Origin of the sequence: Candidatus Nitrososphaera gargensis Ga9.2 (assembly GCF_000303155.1) — an archaeon.
Classification (GTDB): domain Archaea; phylum Thermoproteota; class Nitrososphaeria; order Nitrososphaerales; family Nitrososphaeraceae; genus Nitrososphaera; species Nitrososphaera gargensis.
On sequence record NC_018719.1, the window covers coordinates 223,585 to 248,127 of the forward strand.

Consider the following 24,543-nt stretch of genomic DNA (forward strand, 5'->3'; position numbering starts at 1 on the left):
GTTTTTACCAAAAGCCAGCTTTGTTCATGATAATAGCTCAACTAATTGCACACCATGTTTCATTAATCTATTGACGAAAATCAGGTTATCATGAGCGCATTACAGCTTGAGCAAAGGAACGTATTATGCGGTGGTTGCGGAAATGGCGAAGTAGGTCTGTTTGCCGAGTTTAACAGCAAATTGCTGTGCTCTCAATGCTTTAAGAACGAGATTGAAAGCCAGGTTAAACTCACTTCAAATAGCATTTAGCCTATTCTTGACGGCATACAAAAATCTCTCAATATCTCAATAATCTTTTTTATCAAAACAGAAAGAAGAAGATAGGCATTTACGCCTATAATATGGACAGTCCAAAAATTACTACTGGGTCAGGGAAACTTCGATGTAAACGTCGTCTGGGATCTTGAGGCGCATAAGTTGCCGGATGGCCCTGTCGTCGGCCCCAACGTCTATCACGCGCCGGTGAATCCTCATCTCGTACTTGTCGTAGGTGTTGGTCCCTTGGCCACATGGCGACTTTCTGGTCACCACCTTTAGCTTCTTCGTTGGCAGAGGGTGAGGGCCCTTGAGCTTTATCCCCGACTTTTCAGTCATGCCCTTTATCTCTGTGCAGACGCCTTCCAACGTCGCAAGGTTCGTGCTAGTGAGTTTTATTCTTGCTGCCTGCGGCATCTACAGTTCACTTACTTTTTGTTGGGGTCGTACTTCTCTGTAATGTTCAGGACAACGCCTGCGCCAATTGTCGTTCCCATGTCTCGGAGTGCAAACCTTCCAATCTCTGGAAAGTCCTTGAATGTCTCTATCGGAAGCGGTCTGACTGGCTTGATCTTGACGATTGCCGCGTCACCTGTCTTGAGGAACTTCGGGTTCTGCTCAGTTGTCGCACCTGTCCTCGGGTCGATCTTGGACACGAATGCCGAGATCGTAGCCGCTACCTGCGCAGTGTGGGTGTGCAGGACTGGTGTGTATCCAGGAGCAATCGCAGTTGGGTGGTGAATAACAATGAGGCGTGCCTCAAATTCCTTTGCAACGGTTGGCGGGTTGTCTGCTGGGCCGATCATGTCGCCGCGCTTGATCTGCTTCTTGTCGACACCTCTTAGGTTAAAGCCGACGTTGTCGCCTGCTTCGGCAGACTCCATCTGGGTGTGGTGAGTTTCAATGCTTTTGATTTCTCCGACAGCGCCAGAAGGCATGACAATTACCTTGTCGTTTGCCTTCATCCTGCCTGTCTCGATCCTGCCCACCGGCACGGTTCCGACACCGGTGATCGAGTATACGTCCTGTATCGGGACTCTCAGCGGCTTGCCCACCGGTTTCTCTGGCGGCTCGAGCGCGTCAAGCGCCTGCGCAAGGGTCGGGCCCTTGTACCACGGCATGTTTGTTGACTGCTTGACCAAATTGTCGCCCTTCCATCCGGAGATTGGAATAAAGTTGATCTTGGCAGTATTGTAGCCTACCATCTTCAACATCTTTTCGACGTTGTCCTTGACCTCCTTGTAGCGGGCTTCTTGGTATCCTACATCGTCCATCTTGTTCAGCGCAACTACTATTTGGTTGACGCCAAGGGTCCTTGCAAGGAAAGCGTGCTCTCTTCCCTGTCCTCCCGGCTCGATTGACGCTTCTGTCTCACCTGGCTTGACAGAAATGACCAGAATGGCTGCGTCTGCTTCGGACGCGCCAGTGATCATGTTCTTGATAAAGTCCCTGTGGCCTGGAGCATCGATCAGCGTAAAAAAGTACTTTGGCGTCTCAAACTTTTGAAAAGCAAGATCGATGGTGATACCTCTTTCGCGCTCGTCCTTGATGCTGTCCAGCACCCAAGCGTACTTGAAAGTGTCACCCTTGCCTGTTGCTTCTGATTCCTTTGCATATGCGTCTATGGTTCTCTGGTCAATGGCACCCAGATCAACCAGCAAATGACCTACAGTAGTTGATTTACCATTATCGACGTGACCTGTAACCACTAGGTTCATGTGTGGCTTTTTACTAGCGCTCATAGAGCAAGAACGCTTCATGGGCTTTATTTGTATTTCGCCCGTGATCAGGGCAAAAATCGAGCCCTCTCAGCTGATCATTTGCGCAGCAAAATGTAGTCCAGTCCTAGCTAACAAGTTATCGGAAAGGTTTTAAACCGAAGGTCGTGAGTCTGTCTCAGTATGCAGATCACAGTTAGTGCAATCAAGGCCGATATTGGGGGGATCGGGGGCCACACCCGCCCAAGCGATGAACTCCTCGAGACCGTCAGAAATTTTGTTGCCAAAAACTCAAAGGGCCTGCTTATCGATCATTACATCGGGTACACCGGCGACGATATACACATCATAATGACCCATACGCGTGGCGTGGATGACGAAAAGATCCACAAGCTGGCGTGGGATGCCTTTACAGAGGGAACCAAGACCGCAAAGGAACAGGGGCTTTACGGCGCCGGCCAGGACCTGCTGAAGGACTCGTTCTCCGGCAATGTCAAGGGCATGGGGCCGGGCGTGGCTGAAATTGAAATGGAGGAGCGCCCAAGCGAAGTGTTTTGCATCTTTGCAGCCGACAAGACAGAGCCGGGCGCGTTCAACTTTCCGCTCTGGCGCATGTTCGTGGACGCGCGTAGCAACTCTGGCCTCCTGATCAACGAGCGCCTTGCAGAAGGCGTCGTTTTCAGGATAATGGACGTCATGACTGGCAAGGTCGCAGAACTAAAGATGTGGCAGGACAAGGCCGAGCTTGAAGCCGCGCTGATGTACCCCGGCCGCTACGTCGTTCATTCTGTTGTTTCGGCTGACGGCACGGACCAGATAGTGTCGGCGTCCACCGACCGCTTGCACAACATCGCCGGCACGTACGTCGGCAAGGACGACCCCATTGCAATAGTCAGGACGCAAAAGAACTTTCCGGCCACGGAGGAGGCAGGAAGCGCTTTCAACGACCCTCACTATGTCGCCGGCAACACGAGAGGCAGCCACCACATGCCACTCATGCCAGTCAAGCTCAACTCTGCCGCAAGCCTGAACTACTCTATCCCTATCGTCTCATGTCTGCTCTTCAGCATGCATAATGGCAAGCTCACCGGGCCGCACGACGGCTTTGGCACTGCCGACTGGGACCTCCAGAGGATGTGGGCAGCTGAGCGGGCTATGATAATGCGCAACCAAGGCTTTATCCATCCAGCCACGCTTGTGCCTGACGAGCTTGAATACAACAAGGGCTATGAGGCAAGGATGTCAAAGCTGGAAAGCAAGTTCAGGAACCTCGAAGACATCATGAACGGCAAGACAAAGAAGGCGGCAACAAAAGCAAAAGAAGCTGGCAGCAAGCGTTGAAGCGGCCACTGATCATCAACTTCAAAAATTACGCAGAAGTATCAGGAGACAAGGCTATCAAGCTGGCCAAGGCCGCGCAGGCAGTCGCAAAAAAGCTAAAGGTGGAAATAGTAGTTGCGCCCCCACAGCCAGCGCTTGCAGTCATTGCAAAAAGCGTCAGGATGCCTGTCATCAGCCAGCACGTTGACGACGAAAAGGTGGGTTCAAGCACCGGCTACTTTTTGCCCGAAATAGCCAAGTCGTATGGCGCGGTTGGCTCGCTGATAAACCACAGCGAGCACAGGATGGAAATGAAGAATATAGCCAACTTGGTAGAGCGCCTCCGCAGCCTGCGCATGACCTCGATAGTGTGCGCCCGCGAGCCGTGGGAGGTCATGGAGATATCACTCTTTCAGCCAGACTTTATCGCGATCGAGCCGCCAGAGCTGATCGGGACTGGCCGGGCGGTGTCAAAGGAAAACCCAGCGATAATAACAAAGTCGATAGAGGCAGCAGCGTCGCGCTCAAAGGTTATATGCGGCGCCGGCATCAGCGGCAAGGATGACGTGGCCAAGGCGATGGAGCTTGGCTCGCACGGCATACTCGTGGCAAGCGGCATAATCAAGGCTAGCTCGTGGCCCGCCAAGATAGCCGAGCTTGCAGCCGGCATGAAATAATTATCTTTCGATTTTGTTGTATAATAAGAGGCAGTGAGACTAGGGGTAATATTATATGCAACAAAAGCATTGGAGCCAAATTTTATTGAACCCATTTTTGTAAGGGGAAAAGAATATGGTGGAGATGGACAATGTAAGATTATTCTATGATAAGGTGGGACCGTCAAAGGTAGAGATACGATAAGAAGATGGAGTGCATCGAGCTGAAAGACATTCTAAATGAGTAAATTGACATTACTTGATATATTCAATGATCTGATCAAACAGGCTCTCTAATGATCTTTGTTTCACTTCTATATTATCAGGCAAATTTGAGAAGGGTGTTACAACATTAATTAAACATTGATTAAGGTGATTTTTTAGTGGAGTTGTAGGCTTTATAATTCCAGAGCGCGCTAGTTTTTTGCCATTAGAAAAGAATAGAACCCCCAGTTCACAATCAAGATTATCAAGGTAGCCTAACATCTTATAGACTGCCTCATCCTTTTGCTGTAACCAATTTTTTGCGTCCATTACTACTTTCAAGTGCCCGTTAACTTCGATCGTGAAATCTGGAAAAGCATTAGATGCCCACCCTAAATAGCCTCCCTCCTTTTCATAAAAAAGCCTGAATTCAATTCCATCAAAAACAATTGAAAAGCCCTTATCTTTTCTAAAGCTGCTAGAATCAATTACAGCTCCTTTATTTCTAAGGAAATCCAAGAATTCAAAGAGGATCCATACTTCAAACATTGTGTCAAGATTTTGCAGTCTGTCTATAGGAAAATTAGTCTTATTTGCCGAAACAGTTCTTAGATTTAATTCTCTATATTTAATTGTCCATTCAAAGAGTTGCTTATATGCTCTCTTTCTTATTACACCTTCTTTAATTCGCAAACTGACTTGATTCTCTAATGATTTTAGCCGGGTGTCAAAAGGGTCTAGCAAAAGATATTTGACGATTTTGGGATCAGCTCATGCAAAATAGTATTCTTTAGGATTTTGCTACACCCAGTAGAAATCCGAGTTAGGATTTCCTTTTCTTGTAAAGACAATTCCTCGCTGAAAGGATAAGTTAAAAGAAAAGTTGCATCATATCGCATACGGAGTATTGATATTATCAATAATTGATTTTCTGGGGTTTCAAAATCAGGCTTCGGAACGGAGGTAGCAAATTCTATCGGGACCCTTGCAGTTCCTCTTTCTAATGAGTAGAGTATTGTCTTATTCCAATTAATGACGCCAGATATTTCATTCGAAATTCTTTCATGCGCGTAAATACCAAAATTCAGTTCATTGATTATTCCAGGATAGATATCAGAGAAGAATTCATGATAGAGCTCAAACATTCTATTGAGATCAGATAGCCTATCAGGTAGAATGTATGTTCCTGTTGGACTACTGGATCGGAAGTAATCTGTTGTTGCTTGACCAAATCGTCTAACTAGCAACATTGTTCTGTTATACATGTATGTGATATCTTGTTTGTCATAAAATAGAACCTCTCTAACAAGTTGTTCCCATTTTTCATTTTCAGATCGGTATTGGGCGAACAGACTATCAAGATGAGGATAATTTTTCTTTACATAAAGCTCATCTCTCAAGTTTTCTTTAGGTTCGATTCCCTCGATGTAAAGGCGTTCGATTTCATTAAGAAGAAGCTGCTTACTCATTGTTGAAACCCTATATTATCTCAGCATCTATTAGTAGTTCATCCAAAGCGCGTCTAAAGTTAGGCAAATTTGGTCGGTACTTATTAGTCCAAGGTTCATATCCAGGAATCAGGATTCTTTGTGATCAATGATTTGATTTGATTTGACCGTATCCGTAAAGAACAGTTTGTTCACCTTTACGGCCCGCAACAACAACATATGCTCCTATTTTTAGCCTAGACCGATTGGGATTATCTGGACCTGCATCAAATTCAGGATCATTGTAATCAATCGGCTTCTCTTTCCTTAAGAGAAGATATGTATCTGACGATGGACTTTGCGCTTCGGATTGAATTCCTGAATTCTTGAAATCATCTATTTGATCCCATTTATTCAAGAATGGTGTAATATCGTTCACTTCATCAACATTATTCAGCTTTAGAATACACTTATCTTCCTTAATCCTTATTGCAAACAGCCAACGTTCGGTATCTCTTCCCGGCCTCTTCTTTGTAGGCTTTCCTTTGAAGATCTTTAATACAATATTCTTTGGTAAAACATAGGTCGTTGCGGGATTATCCAACAATATGCAAAGAAAAAACTTTGGATTTGTAATGAATTCATTAAAAATGTCTTCATCGAGACCGAACCAGTAAATTTTGGTTCTTGGATCTTTTGAGTAGTTTTTAGAACCTTTGCCATGGATAACTGTGCGAGAGGGTAATTGGAGGTTTGCCCTTCCAATTTTATTTACTTTAATCGAAAACTTGTCCTCTAAATATCTCTTAAGAACAGGCGCAAAGTCATGCTCCTGCTCTTGAAGAGCCTCTTTAAGCTCCTCTGTATCTAGTGCGTCAGACATTAGAACAATGTCGAATCCACGCGCTTTCAAAAATGGGTTAGTTTCATCGCCACCGCTAAATGTCGATGGGTCCAGCTCTGCCATTTGCATACTTGTTAGCTAAGGAAATAGTATACTTTGGAGGATAATTCTTGCCATTGTATTGCAAATAATATTTTGTAGATAGACGTTCCTCAGGAACTCCATTTTTATCAATTTCTTGCATCGCTTTCAAGATATGTTCTTTGGTAATGTTTTGAGGAATCATCGTGTTTTACTAGAGATCTCTTGGTTACTTATAAGCAGGTAGGCTATAACTGACCCGGAGTTTTTCTTTTTGCTCGAAGAGCGAGACCTCATTTTTATTGAATTTTAATTGTTAGCTATTGTTGACATGATCGGTTAACACAATGTTTATTAATTTACCAGTGGTTAACTACTGTAGATGGTAAAAAAGGACTTGTCTGTAAAAGAGTTGATAGCGCTCTATGATTATCTCGCAGTACTAGTAGAGGCATATCCTGAGCCAGTAAGGGCAACGGATCTGGCCGAGCGGGCCGAGAAGACTAAGCCTGCCATTACAAAAATGAGAGATCGCTTAATGAAAGTATGTGACATTAAGGCAATGGCCCTTGAAAAGGGGTTTATCTTAGCTTCCAGCTCCGATATTTTTATCAACCTATTCCTTGCCTTTGCCGCAAATGGTAGACATCGGCAATTCTTGTCAAGTAAGTTTGTACGCACTATTATTGATAGTAAGAATATCCACTCAATGATGGTAGCAAAATTCCCACTATATGTCAAGTACTTTAGTCAAGATGATACTAACTTTATCATTCATCAAGCAATAGCTGTTGCCTCCAATATGGAGCCTGATGACCTGAAAATTCTGGTAAGAGCTCTATCCAGAGAAAAACCAAACTTTACCGACAGTGACTTCTTGCTGCGGTTGCAAAAGGTGTTTGACAAGCTTCAGTTTTCAATCAACAACAAAGATGAATTGTATACTGCCCTTCTGTTACGTGACAAGCTATTCTTCCTAGTTCGTGATTACCTTTGGTCACAGATGGAAGCTATGGAAATTCTCAAGAGCCTTGAATTGCCTGAAAGAGATGCTTATACCAAAGTGTACAAACATACAATAGACTTCTATCTGAGAAGAATCTTTGATGGACTGACCGAACCTATAAAGAAAGCAGCCCACAAGTCTTCGCTTGATGTTGATAAGATTAACTTTAGTGTAGGAGCAAGCGTGTTCGTACAAACAACAACTCAATGATGATAGGATATGAATTTGCTCACAATTGGAAGAAACCAAGAGAATGTTGTGGATGAAGATGCACTTGTCTTCTATGAAATAATTTCAAAATGCATAGGTCAGAAGCTCGATCCAACAAAAGATAGAATATTCGTAGACAAGCCTGATACACAGTCCCGCAGCTCTGGATCGCACATGCTTTATTGCACTATAAACGGAAGCCGACGCGTAGCGCTCAAGAGGTGTTACGATAACTCAGAGTTCCTGAGAAGGGAGTTGGTAATAGCTGATGCCAAAAGGAAATTGATGTTTCCATCTTATAACATGTTTAAGATAGATGGTCTAAAGCTTAGAAATACTTTAACCAAAAATAGCTGCACGCTTACCCAAGGATGGGAGAACAAACCCTTATTGGTGATTGACTTTGGCAATCCCTCTGACATCATAAACCTCAGAGATTTGACGCGAGCTAAAATTGCCAATATGCAGTCATTTTGCCACTCATACGGAAGCTGGACAGCTTTCAACATATTCTTTGGAGTACGTGATAGGCATGCTATGAATTTCATTTTTACCAAGAATACCCAAATTCTCCATTCGGTTGACAATGAAGAAGGACCTCTTGATTCATCGGGCCGTTTCATAGGTGTCAATGATATTGCAATGACTATGAGCCAAAATATTCAAAGGCTAATTGCCGGCGCTAATAGAGACCTATGCATCCAGTGGCTCAGAGAGGGGTTTATAGATGGACTCGCAAGGATACGATCGGTTGATCCTTCTTCAATTTCTATGCTTAACGCTAACGAAATAGCCCTCTTAGAGCAAATGCTGGCTCAAGCACCATCAAATCTGCAAAATGATGTATTCTTTTAGGCAGCAACAATCTGGAATACGTTGTATTCGGTCTTTTTGCTTTCTGGATAGAATATTCCTATGTGTGCTGTTTTGAAGTTCAAAGATGATAATTCGTCTAGGAATTTCCGTTTATCCAGATTAATCTCTGACCATTCAAAAGAGCGAATATCAGTTGTAAGCCAAGATACTTCGGCAGACTCTAGAACCTTTTTTACTTGGCTGACAAATGCCTTTTTCCCAATCTTCTTTGGTGTACCTCCTAGAAACAATGATGGTGATACAGTATTGTTAGTTTGCATGTATTCACTACTCCCTGTAGTTATTACAGGTAACGTACTATAAGAGTTAACCGAAAGTTAACTAGCCGGTTAACTCCTTTATCCTCTTTGGAATATATAAAAGCCAAAAAGGATGGCTATAAGTCATTATATTATGAATTTCTGTTGCAAGGCGCTACTGTATTTCAGATCAAGTCTATCAAATCTGACATGAATTGATCTTGCTATCTGTGCTTTAATATGTTCAGGAATTCCACCATAGCACTTGTTCAATACCTCTGTATTTTCCCATCCCCCAAGCTAGCAACATAAGCAAGAGACCAGTTTGTTGCTGCCAAATAGTACTGAGCCATTGTATGCCTGAATAGATGCAAAGGATGACCTGTAAAGTATAGTCCATCGCCTAATGCATAGATTCTAGTCTTTTCATTCAACCAACTGCTTTTGTCCAATTCGTTGAATATCTTCTTGAATCTGACTGCCATCTTGTGCATAAAATAAGTCGCTTGTAGACAGTTTGCCTTGTCACTTCCTGCATCATCAAAGAACACAAACTTTCTTTTTGGTAGCCTATCGTAGGTGGTTTCCACGATTACCCTGCACTCATTTGTTGGGTACTTGATCCACCATTTACCATCCCTCGTCAAGAACCATGAACCCTTCTTTATCTTAGATTCAAACTGCTCTACTCTGAATAATGGGGATAGTGCTATCTTGTCCCACATCGTCGATGCCATAGCAAATGCTCTTGCGCCTATATGCAGATCGATGTTCATGAAAGACCATGTTTCCCATTCACCTTCATTCTCAAGACGCTTGTTTATCCTGTCAATCTGATCAGGCGTCAGCATGATATCCTTGTATTCTCCTAATCTTTCCGGCGTAGTTGACAAACGTATCTCTTGCCTTCACCATGAGCGAAATTGATGTTATGGGCTGCCAGAAAGCTTCGGTAAGCGTTGATAGTATTGGTCCTTTGCATTTGTGGATACGCGGTATTGAACCATGCTAGGAAATTCTGCCAGTATTCTATTGCAATTTCCTTACGTTTTGCAGCATCAATAGGTATGCCATAGCTTATGATGGTCTCTGGCATCACCTTCAGCTGGTTGGATATTCCATATACTACGCTTACAACATAACGTATTCTGCTAGCTGGAGTTTTGCCAGATTTAAGAAATGTTATCCACTTCTGAATCGATGGCAGCTGGTTGAATGGTTCTTTGTCTAATTGTCTGTATTGCTGTGCCAGCTGTTTCTGTAACGAGACGACAATGTTCCCATTGGTATCGCGCTTAATTCCCCATCCACCTTCTCTTTCCATTTCAGCGAGATATCGCGATATCGTGCTATGGTCTTTGCCTACGTCTACACCGATATCTCTGGTAGTATAGTTACCGTTTTGGATGCTGATTGCAATTGCTTCCTTGACCTTTTCTCTATCCTTGACCTTTAACCCCTTGACCCTCAGACGGCTCTTTCTTCGTACAAACGTCTGAGCCACTTAGGTATCTATCTCCTTGATTGTAACACCGCTCAGAACTAACGCCAGTGACGTGGTAGGGGGATAGATATACCATATAACATCCATGAAAATCTACTCTGCACGCCGGCTTCCCTGACTGGCCTGCAAAGCCACTTTTTGATTGGAATTGTGGGTAATAAAGATGGCCCCAGCTAGGGACATCCCTGACACAGGAATCCCAGACCATGCTTATGTTGAAACGCTGCTTCCTTGTACCATCCGCCTGAGCTGGGCAAGCTTTTCTTCGTATCTTTCTTGCTTTACGCCGTTGTAGAGTGGCGTCTTGTGAGCATGTACCAGAGGATGACGAGCATCTCCTTGGCCACAGCCGTGATGGCCTTTGCGGCACCTTTCTTGCTCCTCAGCCTTTCGTAGAACGCCTTCATACGTGGGTCGTGCCTTGCCGCGACCTGTGCGCACTGCACCATGGTCCACCTAAGCCAGGGAGACCCTTGCTTTGTTATCCAGCCCTTCTTTGACTTTCCTGCTACTGACTCTCTGGTACCTGGAGCCAGGCCTGCGTAGCTTACCAGCTTCCAGGGTGTAGGGAAGCGGCGTATGTCCACTATCTCTGCAGATATCAGCATCGCAGAGAATATCCCTTGCCTGTCATGCTCAGGATTATCCTGACATCTTCGCTGTCCCAGGCGTACTTGCATATCTCTTTTGACACGATGTCTATCTGGCAGTTGATGCTTTCTATGGCAGCAATGGACGTGTCCATGATTATCACCTTGTCTATCAGAGACAGCTGCAGCGACTTGAGCCACTGCAAACCGGACTTGCCGAACATGTCTGTCAGGTCGGTGGTGGTGTAGTCGTACTTGTCCAGGAGCGAGTGTACCCTGTGTTTTCAAACATGGTCCTGTTCCTAGTGAGCGCTATCCGGTGCCTCACAAGCGCCCTCTTTTTTCGCGGAACTCCTTTGGCGGTACGTACGATCCGTATATCAAGTCGGCCCTCAGCAGGTCGGCCAGTATACGGGCGTCGAGCTTATCAGACTTTATCCTGGCTTCTGCTATTATCCTTGTCTTGTACGGGTGTGCTACCTTTGTGTCTATGCCGCTTTCTTCCAAGGCATCGTGAACCTTGATCCACATGTTCCCTGTCGACTCCAGTACAGCTCTGCACGGGTAGTACTTGTGAGCAGCTTCGACAAGCCGCGTCCTTCCGTCCAGATCGTTGGCAAAAAAGAACTCATCCAAGATGTTTCCATCGCTGTCCTTTACCGCAGCCCTGCACTTCCTTTTTCCTACGTCAATGGCGAGGTTGTTGTATTCTCTTTCCATATCTTTTCTTCTCACTCTTTCGGTCGTTGGCTTGCAGGCGGCCTACATCCATTCACCCTTTGCAGGTACTTTGACAGCCGCTCAGAATCCCGGCCCAGTCAAATAATCACTCTCTATGGAGTATGTTATTGACGGGCCTAGCCAACGTGCAGCCTTGCGCAGGGGTAGGAGATTTTCATGTCGTCAAATAATAAAGTCGGAAAAATTGTTAGCAGTACTTGATATTTGCGGAAGAAAAAGTTTAGTATTTGTATATTTTCAGAGTTTATTTTGAACCGTGCGACTATGCAACAAGTTATGCAACGCTTTTGGTGCATTAGACGCTTGCAGGAAACGGTTTTCCCAAATAATTAATTCTTTTAAAACGGCTATGAAAGAAAACTAGTTCCCCTGATGCTGGCAGAAATAAGAGCATTTGGAATTGCACCATTTTTTCTCACTGCAAGCGCATTTCCCAAATTGTAGCATTTTTCATGCGTAAAATGCTACATGCTGCATCATTTTTTCTCCACACGTACATGCTCCACTGGAAACGCATACATGCGCCTACTACTTTTTCGCCTGCTCTCTAAAGTATGGAATGACCTTGTTACCAAACTGTTCGATGCTTCTAAAGTAGCCCTCTCCCCAGAACCTGATGATAAAGTGGTTGGTCCCTGCCTTGATAAAGCGCTCGAGCATCTGGATCACGTCGTCAGGCTTGCCAACCCCGATTGCAGTTCTTGCGACGCTGTCAGGAATCTTCATTGCGGCGCGCTTCATCTGCTCCATCAGCTCCGGCTTGTTCATGGCATACTCAGTAAAGTACTTGCGAAAGTCAAACTCCGAGTCCTGCTCGATGTTGTGCACCTTTAGCAATTCAGGTTTGAAGAGACTGACCTTGACAGCGTTTTTCATCTTGTTCCACGCCTCCTCTCCGTCATCGGTGAAATACACGTCGACGTCGTTTGCAAACTGAAAGTTGGAAAGGTCTCTGCCCAGCTCCTTTGCGTGGTTCCTGATCACGTTTGCGTGGTGCTTGAAGAGCTCTGGAGTGTAGCCTATCGGGATCCAGCCGTCGCCATATGTTGCACACAGTTCCAGTGTCTTGGGCGCGCCTGCCGCAATGTATACTGGCGGCCTTGGCTTCCTTATGCTCTTTGCCTGCAGGCATGCGTTTATCAGCTTGTAGTACTGGCCGTTGTAGTTGACGCGATGATCAGGATCCGACTCGAACAGCCGCTCGATGACTTCAAGCTGCTCCTTGAACTTTGTCACGGGCTTGCTAAATTCGATGCCAAAGTCAACCACGTTCTGCGCCTCGCCGGCCCCAATGCCAAGGATGCCTCTGCCAAGAGTTATGCGGTCAAGCGTGATCGCAGAAAGCGCGATTGCAGACGGGTGCCTCCTAATTGCGTCTGTGACACACGTGCCAAGCTCGACGTTTCTTGTGATCGCGCCAAGTGCGGCTAGCATGAGCCATGCATCGTTGACTATTGCGTTCTTCCATTGTGGCACGTTGGAATGGTCCATTGCCCATATCGAGTCGTACCCCAGTCTGTCTGCCATCTGGGCGGCAGTCATGATCTGCTGTTCGTCAAGCCCAAGCCTGGCGACGTTGAGCCCCTGCGTAAAGCCAAATTTTACCTTCAAATAGCAAATCCTCCAGCGAACATGAGATGATAGTTGTCATCAGTACCCATTTTACACTACAGTCAACTTGAGGGTGTATTTTAAGTATTTGAATGCTCAAGCCAAATTTTACAGCAGAATCGTGCACACCAGCTTGTCAATATAATATATTCAAACTGTCAACAGTGCTTGAATCACCAAGTAAAATCGGAACTGCGTCATCCGTCTCCAGAAACGCCAAAATGACCTAAATTGAACGTGGGATTGTTACATTACTGTAACAATCGCTGTAACATTTCTTTGTTACGTATTTTGTGCGTAACTTTTGTGCGTGTACACTTTGGTTAAAACCGTACACAGGAACGTGTACACGTTACAAAAAAACGTGTACGGTGCAATTGTCGATTATCCTAGGTTTGGTTACGGTTTTTTTGGTTTTCGTTACAGTAGACCTACAGTAGGCATCTAAAGCGTCAATCTCTTGAAAAATCTGCGTAAAAATGTTTATAGGTGACAATTGCAATATCTGATTTGCGCCATGCCGACAAATCAGTATACTTACTTTGATCACAAGATGGGTCAGTTTGTCACAAAAACTGCTAGCAGGAAATTTTTGACCCCGGAAGAACGCCAACTAATTTGGAAACTGCGTAAAAGGCAACTGTCGATACATTACATAGCAAAGCGGTTAAAGTGCAGCACTCGTACAGTCTCACATTGGATACACAAGTTTGCTGAGGTTGAAGGCCAACAGTTTTACGACATGCGGAAAATCAATGATCGGATTAGACTGGCTGCTCGCAAGGCCATTAAACAAATCAAACATTCGCGCTGGCCTGTGATTGAATATTTGCGCAGGAAATTTGAAGAAACAAATGATATCCGATGGCTACCGACAAATATCAGTGACTTTGATCGTTACAATACTTTTACAGTGCGATTGCTTGGAGGGCCGCCATTCTGACATGGGCAACCATAGTGACAAGTGGACTTCAATTACAGTAAGCAGGGATGTATACAAGGCCCTCGAAAAGACTAAAAAGAATGGGGAAACATTCAATGATGTAGTTGCAAGCATGGTTGCAGAAAAAGAACGCTCGAAAAAACAGGAAAGTGAATTGGACTGGCTAGTCCGACAAGGGCCAGATTTTCTTGTTCCTTATGCCGGAAAATACATTGCAATTTGGAAGCATGAAATAATTGGAGTGGGTAGACACGAGGGTGAGGCGTTGGATGCGGCTAGGAAAAAAGTGCCTGATTCAAACCCAACGATTATGGGCGTGCCGACACAAGAAGGCTTTATTGGTGGATTTAAAATTGCCAAAACAGCAAATACTTGAATATCCTTGGCTGCCTTACAGAACAAGATATTTTGATGTTTTGTATTATCCTGTTGCCAACATCGCAGTGCGATATGGTCATTCAAACAACTGGTTATCTGGGTTATTCGTGATAGATAGCGGTGCTGACATTACCACTATGAACAAAATTGTTGCTGAAATGCTCGGTATTTCTGACTTTGAATCTGGCGAAAGAATAGAACTGACAGCAGCAGGGGGTAGTGCCATCGAAGCCCGAATACATAGGGTTGATATCGCTTTTAATGGCATAGTTGTCCCTGACGTTAGAATTGCATTCGCAAAGAAAAACGAATTGAAAATGTCGCTGCTTGGAAGGCTCGATGTTTTTGATTATTTTGATGTTAACTTGCAGGCAAGGACCAGAAGGACAATTTTGGTGCATTGAGTAATTCGGCACATGGGAATTAAATCAATCGGTCGCTGAACCCTTGGACGCCCTAATTTTGGGAGGTCTGAAACCATGATCGATTAATATCTCATATACCTCTTTAATTGCAAAGCAAAAACCAACATGGCAGCAGTCGGCACTATTGTCAAACTCACAAAATAATTGTTTTTCCTGATCGTTGATATAGACGTTGACATATTGACGCTTTCTGTGGTCGTAGAGCTCGACATAATTATCACGCTTGTCTTTGTATTCGATGAAGGGGCCATATTGCTGTAATTTCTCGTGATAATCGATATACTGAGTTAACAAGTTGTCAAGGTAGGCAGTAAATTTTTGATTCTTTGGGCGCTTTGTATCTTTTTCATAAATCTCTTCAAGTCGGCTCTTGACCTGATCCCGTACAGTTAATACCGTCCAGCCCTTCGCCATACTACTGCATTTTACTGTATAATACATTATTATAAAGATATTAGTTTGTCAACTTTTACTGTAACTTCCTATAAAGTAATTTACTGTATAATGTTTATAAGTTACTGTAAAATCCAGTAAAGGTATGGGAGAATACACATCGGCTACTATCTCTGTAAAGAGATACAATGGCTTGAAACAGGCTGCCGAGAGAGAAGGGAGGTCAATCACGGGCCAGCTTGATTGGATTTTGAAAAATGCAGGCGTGCCCGAGATCGACAACGAACAAACGCAAACGGTCAGAGTTGATAGGAGGAAGGCGTAAGATGCAGGATCAGAACATGCAATGGAAAGCCATCTGCCAAGTATCTGGTAGGTGTGTCGTTCTAACATCACGTCGCGGTATTGCAAAACATCTAAAATTCAAACACGAACTGGAGACAGGACACAAGACCCTTGTCAGAGGAGTGAAGGCGTAACATGGCGACCGTCACAGTTTCCACACCGCCGGCCGCCATGCCAGCGCCCACGCAAACAGAGATCGACGCTGTCAGTGCTACGAGCATGGAGACAACATCGACACCGCAGCGCGCCATTACTTCGCAAAAGAAGGTTAAGAAGGTTAGGACAGGCGGGCGCCTTGATGGCGTTAGGAGAAATTACCGCAGCGTCGGCGGCAAGACCTTTGATGACACAAACGCAGTAAAGGAACACATTCTACAGCTCATTGAAACCAAGCCACGCACGCCACGGGAACTATGCAAACTGACAGGCTACAGCCGCATGAACATCAACCGCTACACTAGCAAACTGGCCAAGGAAGGCAAGATCGAAAAAGACGGCCACATGTGGAAAAAGAAGAACCTGACGGCGGCGCAAGTGGCTCAAGTTCTTGTAGAAAATCTGAGCGAAGAAGAATTTGGACAACTACCAATATTGAAGCCGTGGATCGAAAAACTGGGCGACAACCCAAGCCGAGGCGAGCGCCGAGAATTTTCTTGTTTCCGAAATATTTGCCTTGGCATCTATCTTCCGGGTTTCAAGTGCAATCCTGAGAACTGGCAATACAAGGAAACAACCAGAGAATTTGCCGAAAAATACAAGGCAGCGACTGGCAGGAAAAAGCCACCCTATGGAGTACGACAATCAATCAGAACATTCCTTGGCGTTTGCCTTGGCATCCCGCTGCGTGAGAACCCGTTTTTGATACAAATAGGCATCGACGGCGAAAAAGAGAACATTGGCGCCCATGGCGACATCAAAATATCGGAAGAAGACGGCGAACTTGACAAGGCGATCGAGTATTGTAAATCGTTACCGGAGCCGCTTAACTTGCAGATGCTGGCCCTGCTAGCCTTCAACATGGAAGCAATGCCTAGATCAGAACGTGGTATGCTCATAGAAGTGGAAGACGTATCTTTTGAAGATCAGGTAATCGAGCAGGCATGGCTCAAAAACTACGCCAAACCTGTCCGTGATCCCGACCAACTACAAATGCTTCATGCGCTGGCTTTGGCTTTGCCTGATGGCGTTGTAAGATTCGAGCGCGTCACGCGCAGGATCGCAGTTGTAAAGCACCTTGAAACCAAGACGGGCGACGAATGGGAAACCTACATCATTACCCCGGCGCTAGTGCAAGCAGCTGAAACATGGATCGAACAGAGAAGAAATGCGCCCGGCGTAAGCTGGATTGACAGCGAAGGCAACAGGCATGAGGGCTACAGATACGTTTTCTATGACGGCCACGACATCAATCCGGACGAAACACAAGAGGGCGGAATACTAGAACAGGTCAACGCTCAATACAATTTTCGCGAAAACCTCCGGGCACTATATCGCCACCTTGGCAAGACTGACGCATATATGTTCAAGCAACCACTATACACGCTCAGGCATTGCGGCGCCCAGCTGATGCTGGAGCGGAGCGACTATGATTATGATTATGTCGCAGAGCACGGATGGAACGACACTGCTACACTGAGGACATGGTACGGTCACAGAGGTAAGGCGTCGCTAAAGGACAAACTGCTTCATAGGTGATCAGCTCATGGCACGAGCATTTTCCATTAGAATCGGTGACGCATTCGCTGACTTTTTGGAGACACTGGGAGACAAAAGGAAAGCGATAGAAAACGCACTTGATCTCAAAAGAAAATTCGACGCCGGTCAGCTCGTCGAAGTCAACACGCTACTAAAAGGCCAAGAATCTGACGCCTGCATTTTTGGACTAAAAGACGTTGATCCGCTGTCCAATGTTGCAGATACCAACTGCCCCATAAAAAAAATCTACCCTGCATTGAAAAAGGCCGAAAACGGCGAAGAGCTGGCAAAGTTCTGCGCTAAATGTCCTTGGCGTGACCACGATAAAGTGGTTTACAAACTAAAGACCCGCTACACTAACCTATTCAGAGAAGCACTCGAAAATGCAGAAGTTCAAACAATCGTAAGCGTGCCGACCACTGACACGCCACAGGAACGACATGAAGCGGCTACTACTACAATGGTGAAAGCAACAACTCGTGTCAGCGCCAAAAAAGAAGGCTGGCAATCGACTTGTTATCGCTGCGGGCAAACTGTTTACTATCACAAGAGCGTGAAAAGTTCAAGTGGCAAACACATTCCGCTGGATAACTTGGAAGAACGCAAAACCCATGATTGCCCTAACTATGAGCCAAAACTGCGAACACAAGCGCCAGTATCGACAACAAGGCAAGAGAAGCGGTGGGAACCCCGGTATTGTGATTGTGGCATAAAGTACACTGACAAATCAGAGATGGCCGCACACGTCAAGACAGTTCACAATCGCAATCTGACGCCATATGAAGCGCAGGAGGAGCAGGCATGATCAAACTGCTAACACTGAAAGATATAGCGCCAAAATGGGCGCATCGGCTCAGAAAGAAGGCAGAGCCACGCATCATAGCCGAAAACAAAGAGCTGATCTATGACTATCAAACTTGCATAGTTACAGAAGCGCACGGCGGCAAACACCCATACAAAACGCCTAACGGCAAGATATGTGCGGAATGCACCGAAGCGGCGGGCTTGCTGTCTTACTACTATCGCAAGCGCGACCATGAAGAATTTGAAATCACGCTCAAGCGCTGGATTCTACACTGGAACGCAAGGCACGCCGGCAAGGAATACCGCAAAGCGGTAGCAGACTGGATGATAAAGCACTTCAAACTTGAGGACGTGCTAAACGTTCAGCGCTACGTCGATCCAATAATCGAGCAGTTCTACCAAAGGAGGCCGCTTAATTGAGTCAGCAGCACGGCATACTCCACAAAGAGCGCAGATACTATAGCATCCTTGACGATTGCCCGGCTTGTGGTGCAAACAGGCTAAAAGACAACAGTCAAGGGCTCAACGACAAGGGCAAGGGCGACAATCGGATCGTTTACTGTAGAACGTGCGGTTGGGTTCAGACAAGGAGGGCGGTTGCCGTAACATGACCGCTGAATTACAAACAATCGGCTGCCGTGTCTGCACCGAAGAATACTTGCAAAAATACCCGCTTGCAAGGGCAGGATGGCCGCTCTACGAACAAAGCGAATTGACGCCATGTCGCCGCTGTCATTTTTGGCTTTGCAAAAAGCACCAAGGAGGGCCAGTGAGTTGACATGCCAAAAAGAAAAACCGGGATCGGCTTTAACCCCAGCTACAGCCCGACAGTGGCAGAGCTGCACCCTGCTAACGAAAAATGCGCCGGTTGCGGCTGTCCAAATTCGGCACACGGCCACAGGATCGGAAAGTGCTACAATCGAAAGTATGTTGCTGAGGGAAATAGCACTTTCGAGATTACTTGCAACTGCCTTCAATTCCGACCTACGGAGCTGGTGAAAATTGAGCCAAGAAATACCAATAGAAATAGGCGTAATTTGTAAGTGCGGCCAAGCCTTCAAGCATGTGCTCAATTTCGTCAACCATGCCAAGAAGTGTGACAAATTCGCCAAGACGGACAGCGGTTTGAAGCGGATCGCAGAGCAATTGCTATCACTGAAGGAGGGATCGCTTGCTTGACTGATTCATTGACAGGGCTACAAACCGTTTATGATCTGTTCTACAGGGCTGGCTACTATTGCCAGTTTTGTGGAGCGTTCAGAACGCAGAAAAATGCCATGATTAAACACATCAAGAGCTGGCATAGCGAAGCGGTCAGACGGCAAGTCGAAAAAATGCAATCGGAGGATCAGGCATGAAACTCAATCGTGCAAACACTGTTACGAACAAGATGCTATACTACGGACAAGACCCGCTAAAGTGGATTTGGCTCTGGCTGAATCATCCAAAGTGGACGAGGGCGAATTAGATGAGCGGGAATAATGCCAGTAGTTGCGACCGCTGCTTAGAGCCATCGACAATAAAATACAGCTATGGCCTACGATGCACAAAACACGGACTCGAAGAAATAGCCGACTTGCTACGACATCTAAAACGAGAGGGCAAAATCGATGATGAAGGACTAGGCTGGCTTATGGAAGTTTGCCGGAGGTTGATCAGTCCTTGAGCAAGCGCTATCAAGGGATCGGTTGGCGGCCATGCCCTGTATGCGGTAAGCAGGGCTATGCCTACAAAATGGACGGCCATTTTGAGCTCAAGCATCCGGCATCAATTCAAGATAGCCAGCAAATGACATTCACCGATTCAAGCCTTGCAATGCAACCAAAAGCGAAACAAAAAACCTGCTACGTGAGAAAAGGAACAAAGCGATTTTCTAAAGTGCCCTATGGCATCTATGCCAAGCGCATCAAAAGTAGTATACCGAGTATACCAACCGACAGGATCGCAGTATTCCCCGGTGCAATCTAGTCATGAGCTACAGCGGATTTTTCAGTATCAACAATTCGCTAGATGATACAACAAAAGCCTTGCTCAAATTCTATCTACCGGACGGCGGCGTGATTTACGATCCTACTTGCGGAGAAAAAAATTATCAATTCTCATGGCTGAAAAAATCAAGTACCATAGCCCTTGACTACTATTGCAATATCACCGGGCGCCGGGGCAAGGCCGTGCTACAGCAACAGGCAAAAGAGCACTATCGCTATATCTGCTCCGATCTCAAGCCTACGGGCGACTTTATCGCAAACGTCAGTCACTTGCCATTGAAAAATAAATGCGCTGATGCAACTTGGTATGATCCGCCTTTTGCTCCTACTCGTGACAGCAAAGACCCGCGAGCGAAGGCTTTTGGAGTTAACGAGAACAGGACGCCAAAGCAAATAAAGGAATTTTACAGTGCTGACATTTTGAAGGAACTAGCAAGGGTTACAAAGAAATTCATTTTTGTGAGGGGGCAAGACATCTATTTTCCGCCAAACACTACAAATTTTTACCCGTTCTATGAGATGGCCTTGCACAGCGTAAAGAAGGTGAAAGAACTTGAGAAAAAGCCAATAGCTGAATATACGCTCCGATACAATCACGGGAAATTGCCTTTATTCAGATACCGGTTAAGAAATGTCCAGCGCCCAATAATCACATACAGCAAGATCGCAGTTTTGAAAGTAAAGGAGGGCGCCATCGCTTGAAGCATGTTTGCTCCGGCATCAAGCACAAGCATAAAGGCGCTCTCAGACAGACAAGGCACCCATACTATATTTATGAAAATTGGTGCGAGACATGCCATTATCAGTACCTGGCAATTAGCCACCATCAATTATAACTGACCTGCTGTTTTTGATCTGTACCGAGTACACCGCGCCGTATTTCTGCTCCAGTCCCAGCCGCAGAAAAAGCAGCATATGAAAGTACGTAAATTCTGCATCGTATCTTCTCCCGTACCTTCCGCGCGTCGCCTTGCTGAGGTACTGCCACTTGATGTACACCCACTCATTCTGTATAACAAGCGATGCCAGAACATAGAGGAAGCGCAGTGCTGGACTCCTGGATGACGTCCTGGCCCTGCTCTTTCCCATCGCCCTGTATGACGATTCTATGCCAAATCTCCTCCGGTACTCGTCAAACATCCGCCCTACCGGGATATTGACAAGGCCTGCGGCATAGTACATGTACTGGACGCCGCGTTTCTTCCTGTACCTTTTCTTCCGGTATTTGGCAACGGCATACAGCCTGAATGTGCATTTCTCGCCGGTGGCAGAATCTGTCATTTCGCAGTCCGGTACGACGAAACTATCCCTTCTTTTCCGGGTCAGTCTGGATAACGTGCCGCCTTTCCTGCCTCTTGGAAAAGCGGCTATGATGTACGGGATACGCATGGAATTGAGGTAGCTCATTACAGCTGCTGTAAAGAACCCCTTGTCAAGGAACAGGCATTTTATCACGATGCTCGCCTTCTGTACCTCTGCAAGCAGGTACCTGACTACTCCAACCAGTGCTTCCCCCTCCCGGATGTACCTGGTGGCCAAGGTGAACCTCCTTCCATGGAGCATCACGTAGGCGCTGGCGTACGTGAAAAAGTGGGTCGTGCCGCTCCTGGCCCTGCCGCGTCTGACATCCCCCTCATTCTCAGGCTCGCCGTGGTAGGGAACGTCTGTCATGTCGATGGCTATGTCGACAGCTCGATTGTGCAGGGTCTCCGCCACCCTTTTCTGCAGCAGCCTGTTGGCGGCCGACTGAATCCACGAAATGTCAATCTTGGACACGTGGTACTGGACATCCCTCCTGGACGGGGTGCTGGCCAGAGTACAGCAGGCTTGTGTTATGGATGTCCCACCGGTACAGGCATAGACCACAGAATTTGCTATATCGACTACTGAATACCGCCTTTTTCTGAAATCGGCTGGCCTGAAGACTGGCAGCAGTACGTTTACTGCATTACCAAGTACTCTCTCATGTGTCAAAAAATGTTTGTCGGTAGGTTCTTGGGTAAATGTACCGCACTGGATTGGCAGGGTTCTCACAAACCATGCGTCTCTGGTGGCAGCTTTAGCTGTTGCCAGGGACGCCCTTCAACAATCGACTAAAAAGCTGCTCACAAACTCGTTATTGCCAAGTACTGATTATGCCTATCAAAAGAAGTTCAGGGTATGCCCTTGCTGTAAGCGCCTATTGAGAACAAAATCAAGAGACAAGCCAAAAGCACACACCCCCGCTTTATCCTTTTAAAATCAGGATCGTTTTATTTTTGATGTTTGAAGCATTATTTTTGCAACAAGCACCGACCGGCGAAAGTCTGACAGCGATTATTTTAGGCGCCATCGCCACGCTGATCCCGACGATTAGCATAATTTTGAAGCAATGGAGCAACGGCAAATTTACGAGCCAGCAACTTGCAGAAAAAGGCCTAGAGCTGCAAGGTGCCATAGCATCAGAACAAACACAGCGCAGGGCCAGCGAAAGACTATCTTGCATAGTGGCACAACTGATCATAGCAAACAACGACGGAAGGATCGACCAGCGAGAATTTGATCATATCATAGGGCTTGCAAGGGCGGCCCTTGTTGAAACTAGCAGAGAAGCAGGGCTTGACATCACCGAGATCGTGACAGCGGCCGAAAAACTGCTAGCCAAGCCCGGCAGCGGCCAACCGATCGACATAAAGTCAATCCCATACTACAGCCCGACAGGAACCCCGATGCTAAAGCCGGAAGAGCTGTTGCAGGGCTTTGATCTTGACGCCATAAGGCAGGCACCAGCACCGACGCAAATACCGGGTGCCGATAAAATGAACTTGCCACAATTCCAAGCGGCCTTTAGAGTATGGAGCGAGGCACACGGATTCAAACCTATGACGCCGGTTGAGTCTTGACAGGCTCAACCCCCCTTATTTTTGCCAAGTTAGGGTTATCTTTTTAAATTCGCGACTGTCTTAACCTCATGCCAACCAGCATTTTAGTGCAAATAGAAATACCGACGGAACGCAACATTACGGACGTAACCAGTGAAGCCGTGCGAGACACGATAGCAAACCTGTTTCCATACGATCCGAGGTTTGACCAGTTAATAAAGTCAGGCGCAAAGGTTGAGATCACTTTAAAGCAACCACTGGCAGAAAAGGCCCCGGTGCCAGCTCAACCGGTCAAGGCAGAGAGCCCAAAACCTTAAAGCAAGTGATCCACCATGCAATACCTTATTTTTACGGCAACATTCCCGCTCGAAGGCAAGAAAATCAGTGGCGACCACGTTAAGCAACTGGCTGAAATATTTAGGCAGCAATTTGCAAGCATGGGCGCAGAAGTGGAAATAACCGTGCAAAGTGATCCCGTTGAACAACCGCCAACCACAGAATTAGGTTAAAGACCATGCCAAACAACAAGGACGATAACTTAAACAAAGAAAAAGAAGAACAGCCAACCGAGCCAACCGAGCCAGAGCAACCGACAGAACCGGAGCAACCAGAACCCATAACCCCGGCAAGCGAAACTAAAGAGGTTGTTACGCACGAAAAAGAGTCAAGGCAGGAAGAACCAAACCACGCCCAAACTGCAAAGGAATTGCTAAAGCCCTTTGCTGAACTTATAGCCGACAAGGACAAGCCCCGGGCTCTCAAAGTCAGGGAGATTTTGAAGGGCTTGCATGAACAAGGTAAAGTGACCTTGCTGGGTAATGACCTGTATTATGCCGTCCGTAGTGAACTTGCTAGTATTTTCGGCGTAACTACTCAGGCAATCGAGAAGCAAGCGCGACAGGTTGTAGAAGTTGGCAACCGTGACACTAGCGACGAGCCCGAATTTCCAAATGAGCCCATCGGGCCAAAGCAGCCAGCCACAGAGACGCCCGCCGGCGGCGCTCCTGTAGGTGCCCCTATTGGAGGGTTCAAGGCTACAGACAGTCAGACCGGCGAGCAGATCGAAGCCCAAGAAATGATGGTTTGGGATAAAAAAAAGGTTGGCAGGATCGTAGCATTGCCGATCAACTTTGGCACCTTGCTATCTGACGCATGGGTGCCGCTGTCAAAGGCCGAAAGGGAGGAGCTAGGCGATTCATTCTTGCAGATTTTCAAAGATTATTTGCCGACGACAAAAAAGACGGGCTCATTTCTGGCTGCTATGGCGGCTATGGAAATGATCCTTATGCCAAGGATCAGCGGCATGTTTGAAGCCAGAAAGCAAGGCGCTGACATTGAAAAAGTGAAGGAGAAGGTCAAGGCAAAGATACAGGAGGCGCTAGGCAACGACGAAAAATGAAGAGCCCCTGATAGTTCCACCGGCTGACGC

General features: G+C 46.2%; 33 protein-coding genes. 19 read left to right on the forward strand and 14 right to left on the reverse strand.

The genetic code is table 11. The features are described 5' to 3' along the window. Positions 1 to 360: 360 nt before the first annotated feature. Together rpsJ and tuf are read right to left on the reverse strand one after the other, a co-directional pair. Complete coding sequence (rpsJ, locus tag NGAR_RS01345) at positions 361 to 672, reverse strand: 30S ribosomal protein S10 (RefSeq protein ID WP_015017812.1); 312 nt, start codon at positions 670 to 672, stop codon at positions 361 to 363. A gap of 11 nt (positions 673 to 683) precedes the next feature. Continuing rightward, on the reverse strand, positions 684 to 1,997 hold the full coding sequence (gene tuf, locus NGAR_RS01350) for a translation elongation factor EF-1 subunit alpha (RefSeq protein ID WP_015017813.1): 1,314 nt from the start codon (positions 1,995 to 1,997) through the stop codon (positions 684 to 686). A 159-nt stretch (positions 1,998 to 2,156) separates the two neighbouring features. Between tuf and fbp the strand changes: the two genes are divergently transcribed. Further along, positions 2,157 to 3,314 (forward strand): fructose-1,6-bisphosphate aldolase/phosphatase, encoded by a 1,158-nt coding sequence (gene fbp, locus NGAR_RS01355; protein WP_015017814.1) that lies wholly within the window; start codon positions 2,157 to 2,159, stop codon positions 3,312 to 3,314. Next, the gene (gene tpiA, locus NGAR_RS01360) at positions 3,311 to 3,970 is read left to right on the forward strand and encodes a triose-phosphate isomerase (protein ID WP_015017815.1); all 660 of its coding nucleotides are present in this window, start codon (positions 3,311 to 3,313) and stop codon (positions 3,968 to 3,970) included. The genes fbp and tpiA overlap by 4 nt, the downstream gene beginning before the upstream one ends. A 234-nt stretch (positions 3,971 to 4,204) precedes the next feature. Here tpiA and NGAR_RS01365 read toward each other — a convergent pair whose 3' ends face one another. The 3 genes from NGAR_RS01365 to NGAR_RS01375 all read right to left on the reverse strand — a co-directional run bounded on the left by NGAR_RS01365 (position 4,205) and on the right by NGAR_RS01375 (position 6,547). Then, complete coding sequence (locus tag NGAR_RS01365; RefSeq protein ID WP_148680798.1) at positions 4,205 to 4,846, reverse strand: hypothetical protein; 642 nt, start codon at positions 4,844 to 4,846, stop codon at positions 4,205 to 4,207. Positions 4,847 to 4,890: 44 nt separating this feature from the next. Further along, a complete protein-coding gene (locus NGAR_RS01370; protein ID WP_015017817.1) occupies positions 4,891 to 5,622 on the reverse strand; it encodes a hypothetical protein in 732 nt (243 codons plus the stop codon). A gap of 124 nt (positions 5,623 to 5,746) precedes the next feature. Next, positions 5,747 to 6,547, reverse strand: coding sequence for a hypothetical protein (locus tag NGAR_RS01375; protein WP_015017818.1), 801 nt, complete (start codon positions 6,545 to 6,547; stop codon positions 5,747 to 5,749). Positions 6,548 to 6,887: 340 nt separating this feature from the next. Here NGAR_RS01375 and NGAR_RS01380 point away from each other — a divergent pair, with 340 nt between their 5' ends. Both NGAR_RS01380 and NGAR_RS01385 read left to right on the forward strand, forming a co-directional pair. Continuing rightward, on the forward strand, positions 6,888 to 7,721 hold the full coding sequence (locus tag NGAR_RS01380) for a hypothetical protein (protein WP_015017820.1): 834 nt from the start codon (positions 6,888 to 6,890) through the stop codon (positions 7,719 to 7,721). 15 nt (positions 7,722 to 7,736) lie between these two features. After that, complete coding sequence (locus NGAR_RS01385; RefSeq protein WP_148680799.1) at positions 7,737 to 8,576, forward strand: hypothetical protein; 840 nt, start codon at positions 7,737 to 7,739, stop codon at positions 8,574 to 8,576. Here the strand turns inward: NGAR_RS01385 and NGAR_RS01390 are convergent. From NGAR_RS01390 to NGAR_RS01415, 7 genes are all read right to left on the reverse strand, one after another. Further along, positions 8,573 to 8,857, reverse strand: a complete 285-nt coding sequence (locus tag NGAR_RS01390) for a hypothetical protein (RefSeq protein WP_015017822.1) — start codon at positions 8,855 to 8,857, stop codon at positions 8,573 to 8,575. The two genes, NGAR_RS01385 and NGAR_RS01390, sit on opposite strands and share 4 nt — an antisense overlap. Positions 8,858 to 9,105: 248 nt before the next feature. Next, a complete protein-coding gene (locus NGAR_RS18210; protein ID WP_228369250.1) occupies positions 9,106 to 9,612 on the reverse strand; it encodes a hypothetical protein in 507 nt (168 codons plus the stop codon). A gap of 92 nt (positions 9,613 to 9,704) precedes the next feature. Beyond that, on the reverse strand, positions 9,705 to 10,340 hold the full coding sequence (locus NGAR_RS01400) for a hypothetical protein (RefSeq protein ID WP_015017824.1): 636 nt from the start codon (positions 10,338 to 10,340) through the stop codon (positions 9,705 to 9,707). Positions 10,341 to 10,621: 281 nt separating this feature from the next. After that, complete coding sequence (locus NGAR_RS01405; RefSeq protein ID WP_015017826.1) at positions 10,622 to 10,948, reverse strand: IS110 family transposase; 327 nt, start codon at positions 10,946 to 10,948, stop codon at positions 10,622 to 10,624. Continuing rightward, complete coding sequence (locus NGAR_RS17010) at positions 10,942 to 11,154, reverse strand: hypothetical protein (protein WP_015017827.1); 213 nt, start codon at positions 11,152 to 11,154, stop codon at positions 10,942 to 10,944. The genes NGAR_RS01405 and NGAR_RS17010 overlap by 7 nt, the downstream gene beginning before the upstream one ends. 100 nt (positions 11,155 to 11,254) lie before the next feature. Beyond that, positions 11,255 to 11,650 carry an IS110 family transposase gene (locus NGAR_RS01410; protein WP_148680801.1) on the reverse strand — a complete coding sequence of 132 codons (396 nt, stop codon included), beginning with the start codon at positions 11,648 to 11,650 and terminating at the stop codon, positions 11,255 to 11,257. A 549-nt stretch (positions 11,651 to 12,199) separates the two neighbouring features. Then, positions 12,200 to 13,282 (reverse strand): LLM class flavin-dependent oxidoreductase, encoded by a 1,083-nt coding sequence (locus NGAR_RS01415; protein WP_015017829.1) that lies wholly within the window; start codon positions 13,280 to 13,282, stop codon positions 12,200 to 12,202. Positions 13,283 to 13,835: 553 nt separating this feature from the next. Here NGAR_RS01415 and NGAR_RS19175 point away from each other — a divergent pair. From NGAR_RS19175 to NGAR_RS01430, 3 genes are read left to right on the forward strand one after another with little or no spacing between them, the layout of a single operon-like run. Further along, positions 13,836 to 14,225, forward strand: a complete 390-nt coding sequence (locus NGAR_RS19175) for a helix-turn-helix domain-containing protein (protein WP_407637214.1) — start codon at positions 13,836 to 13,838, stop codon at positions 14,223 to 14,225. A gap of 1 nt (position 14,226) precedes the next feature. Continuing rightward, positions 14,227 to 14,601 carry a DUF5678 domain-containing protein gene (locus tag NGAR_RS01425; RefSeq protein WP_015017831.1) on the forward strand — a complete coding sequence of 125 codons (375 nt, stop codon included), beginning with the start codon at positions 14,227 to 14,229 and terminating at the stop codon, positions 14,599 to 14,601. After that, positions 14,567 to 15,007 carry a retropepsin-like aspartic protease gene (locus NGAR_RS01430; protein ID WP_015017832.1) on the forward strand — a complete coding sequence of 147 codons (441 nt, stop codon included), beginning with the start codon at positions 14,567 to 14,569 and terminating at the stop codon, positions 15,005 to 15,007. Before NGAR_RS01425 ends, NGAR_RS01430 begins: the two co-directional genes overlap by 35 nt. A 24-nt stretch (positions 15,008 to 15,031) precedes the next feature. Here NGAR_RS01430 and NGAR_RS01435 read toward each other — a convergent pair whose 3' ends face one another. Beyond that, positions 15,032 to 15,442 carry a hypothetical protein gene (locus NGAR_RS01435; protein ID WP_015017833.1) on the reverse strand — a complete coding sequence of 137 codons (411 nt, stop codon included), beginning with the start codon at positions 15,440 to 15,442 and terminating at the stop codon, positions 15,032 to 15,034. Positions 15,443 to 15,566: 124 nt separating this feature from the next. Between NGAR_RS01435 and NGAR_RS01440 the strand changes: the two genes are divergently transcribed. From NGAR_RS01440 to NGAR_RS01470, 8 genes are all read left to right on the forward strand, one after another. Beyond that, positions 15,567 to 15,746 carry a hypothetical protein gene (locus tag NGAR_RS01440; RefSeq protein ID WP_015017834.1) on the forward strand — a complete coding sequence of 60 codons (180 nt, stop codon included), beginning with the start codon at positions 15,567 to 15,569 and terminating at the stop codon, positions 15,744 to 15,746. A 155-nt stretch (positions 15,747 to 15,901) separates the two neighbouring features. After that, entirely contained in the window at positions 15,902 to 17,461 is a 1,560-nt protein-coding gene (locus NGAR_RS01445; protein ID WP_015017835.1) for a winged helix-turn-helix domain-containing protein, read from the forward strand. A gap of 7 nt (positions 17,462 to 17,468) precedes the next feature. Further along, a complete protein-coding gene (locus NGAR_RS01450) occupies positions 17,469 to 18,266 on the forward strand; it encodes a hypothetical protein (protein WP_015017836.1) in 798 nt (265 codons plus the stop codon). After that, positions 18,263 to 18,685 carry a hypothetical protein gene (locus tag NGAR_RS01455; RefSeq protein WP_015017837.1) on the forward strand — a complete coding sequence of 141 codons (423 nt, stop codon included), beginning with the start codon at positions 18,263 to 18,265 and terminating at the stop codon, positions 18,683 to 18,685. Before NGAR_RS01450 ends, NGAR_RS01455 begins: the two co-directional genes overlap by 4 nt. Further along, on the forward strand, positions 18,682 to 18,876 hold the full coding sequence (locus NGAR_RS01460; protein ID WP_148680805.1) for a hypothetical protein: 195 nt from the start codon (positions 18,682 to 18,684) through the stop codon (positions 18,874 to 18,876). Before NGAR_RS01455 ends, NGAR_RS01460 begins: the two co-directional genes overlap by 4 nt. Positions 18,877 to 19,267: 391 nt before the next feature. Beyond that, positions 19,268 to 19,444 (forward strand): hypothetical protein, encoded by a 177-nt coding sequence (locus NGAR_RS17015; RefSeq protein WP_015017839.1) that lies wholly within the window; start codon positions 19,268 to 19,270, stop codon positions 19,442 to 19,444. A gap of 483 nt (positions 19,445 to 19,927) precedes the next feature. Beyond that, entirely contained in the window at positions 19,928 to 20,233 is a 306-nt protein-coding gene (locus tag NGAR_RS01465) for a hypothetical protein (RefSeq protein WP_148680806.1), read from the forward strand. A 2-nt stretch (positions 20,234 to 20,235) separates the two neighbouring features. Further along, a complete protein-coding gene (locus NGAR_RS01470) occupies positions 20,236 to 20,955 on the forward strand; it encodes a hypothetical protein (protein ID WP_015017841.1) in 720 nt (239 codons plus the stop codon). A 114-nt stretch (positions 20,956 to 21,069) separates the two neighbouring features. Here NGAR_RS01470 and NGAR_RS01475 read toward each other — a convergent pair whose 3' ends face one another. Next, positions 21,070 to 22,287 (reverse strand): hypothetical protein, encoded by a 1,218-nt coding sequence (locus tag NGAR_RS01475; RefSeq protein ID WP_015017779.1) that lies wholly within the window; start codon positions 22,285 to 22,287, stop codon positions 21,070 to 21,072. 227 nt (positions 22,288 to 22,514) lie between these two features. Here NGAR_RS01475 and NGAR_RS01480 point away from each other — a divergent pair, with 227 nt between their 5' ends. The 4 genes from NGAR_RS01480 to NGAR_RS01490 all read left to right on the forward strand — a co-directional run bounded on the left by NGAR_RS01480 (position 22,515) and on the right by NGAR_RS01490 (position 24,513). After that, on the forward strand, positions 22,515 to 23,135 hold the full coding sequence (locus NGAR_RS01480; protein WP_015017842.1) for a hypothetical protein: 621 nt from the start codon (positions 22,515 to 22,517) through the stop codon (positions 23,133 to 23,135). A gap of 68 nt (positions 23,136 to 23,203) precedes the next feature. Then, positions 23,204 to 23,431: a hypothetical protein gene (locus NGAR_RS01485; protein ID WP_187147614.1), complete on the forward strand. Its 228-nt coding sequence runs from the start codon at positions 23,204 to 23,206 to the stop codon at positions 23,429 to 23,431. Between the two features lie 15 nt (positions 23,432 to 23,446). Further along, positions 23,447 to 23,623 carry a hypothetical protein gene (locus tag NGAR_RS17020; protein ID WP_015017844.1) on the forward strand — a complete coding sequence of 59 codons (177 nt, stop codon included), beginning with the start codon at positions 23,447 to 23,449 and terminating at the stop codon, positions 23,621 to 23,623. Positions 23,624 to 23,628: 5 nt separating this feature from the next. Continuing rightward, on the forward strand, positions 23,629 to 24,513 hold the full coding sequence (locus tag NGAR_RS01490; RefSeq protein ID WP_015017845.1) for a hypothetical protein: 885 nt from the start codon (positions 23,629 to 23,631) through the stop codon (positions 24,511 to 24,513). Positions 24,514 to 24,543: the final 30 nt, after the last annotated feature.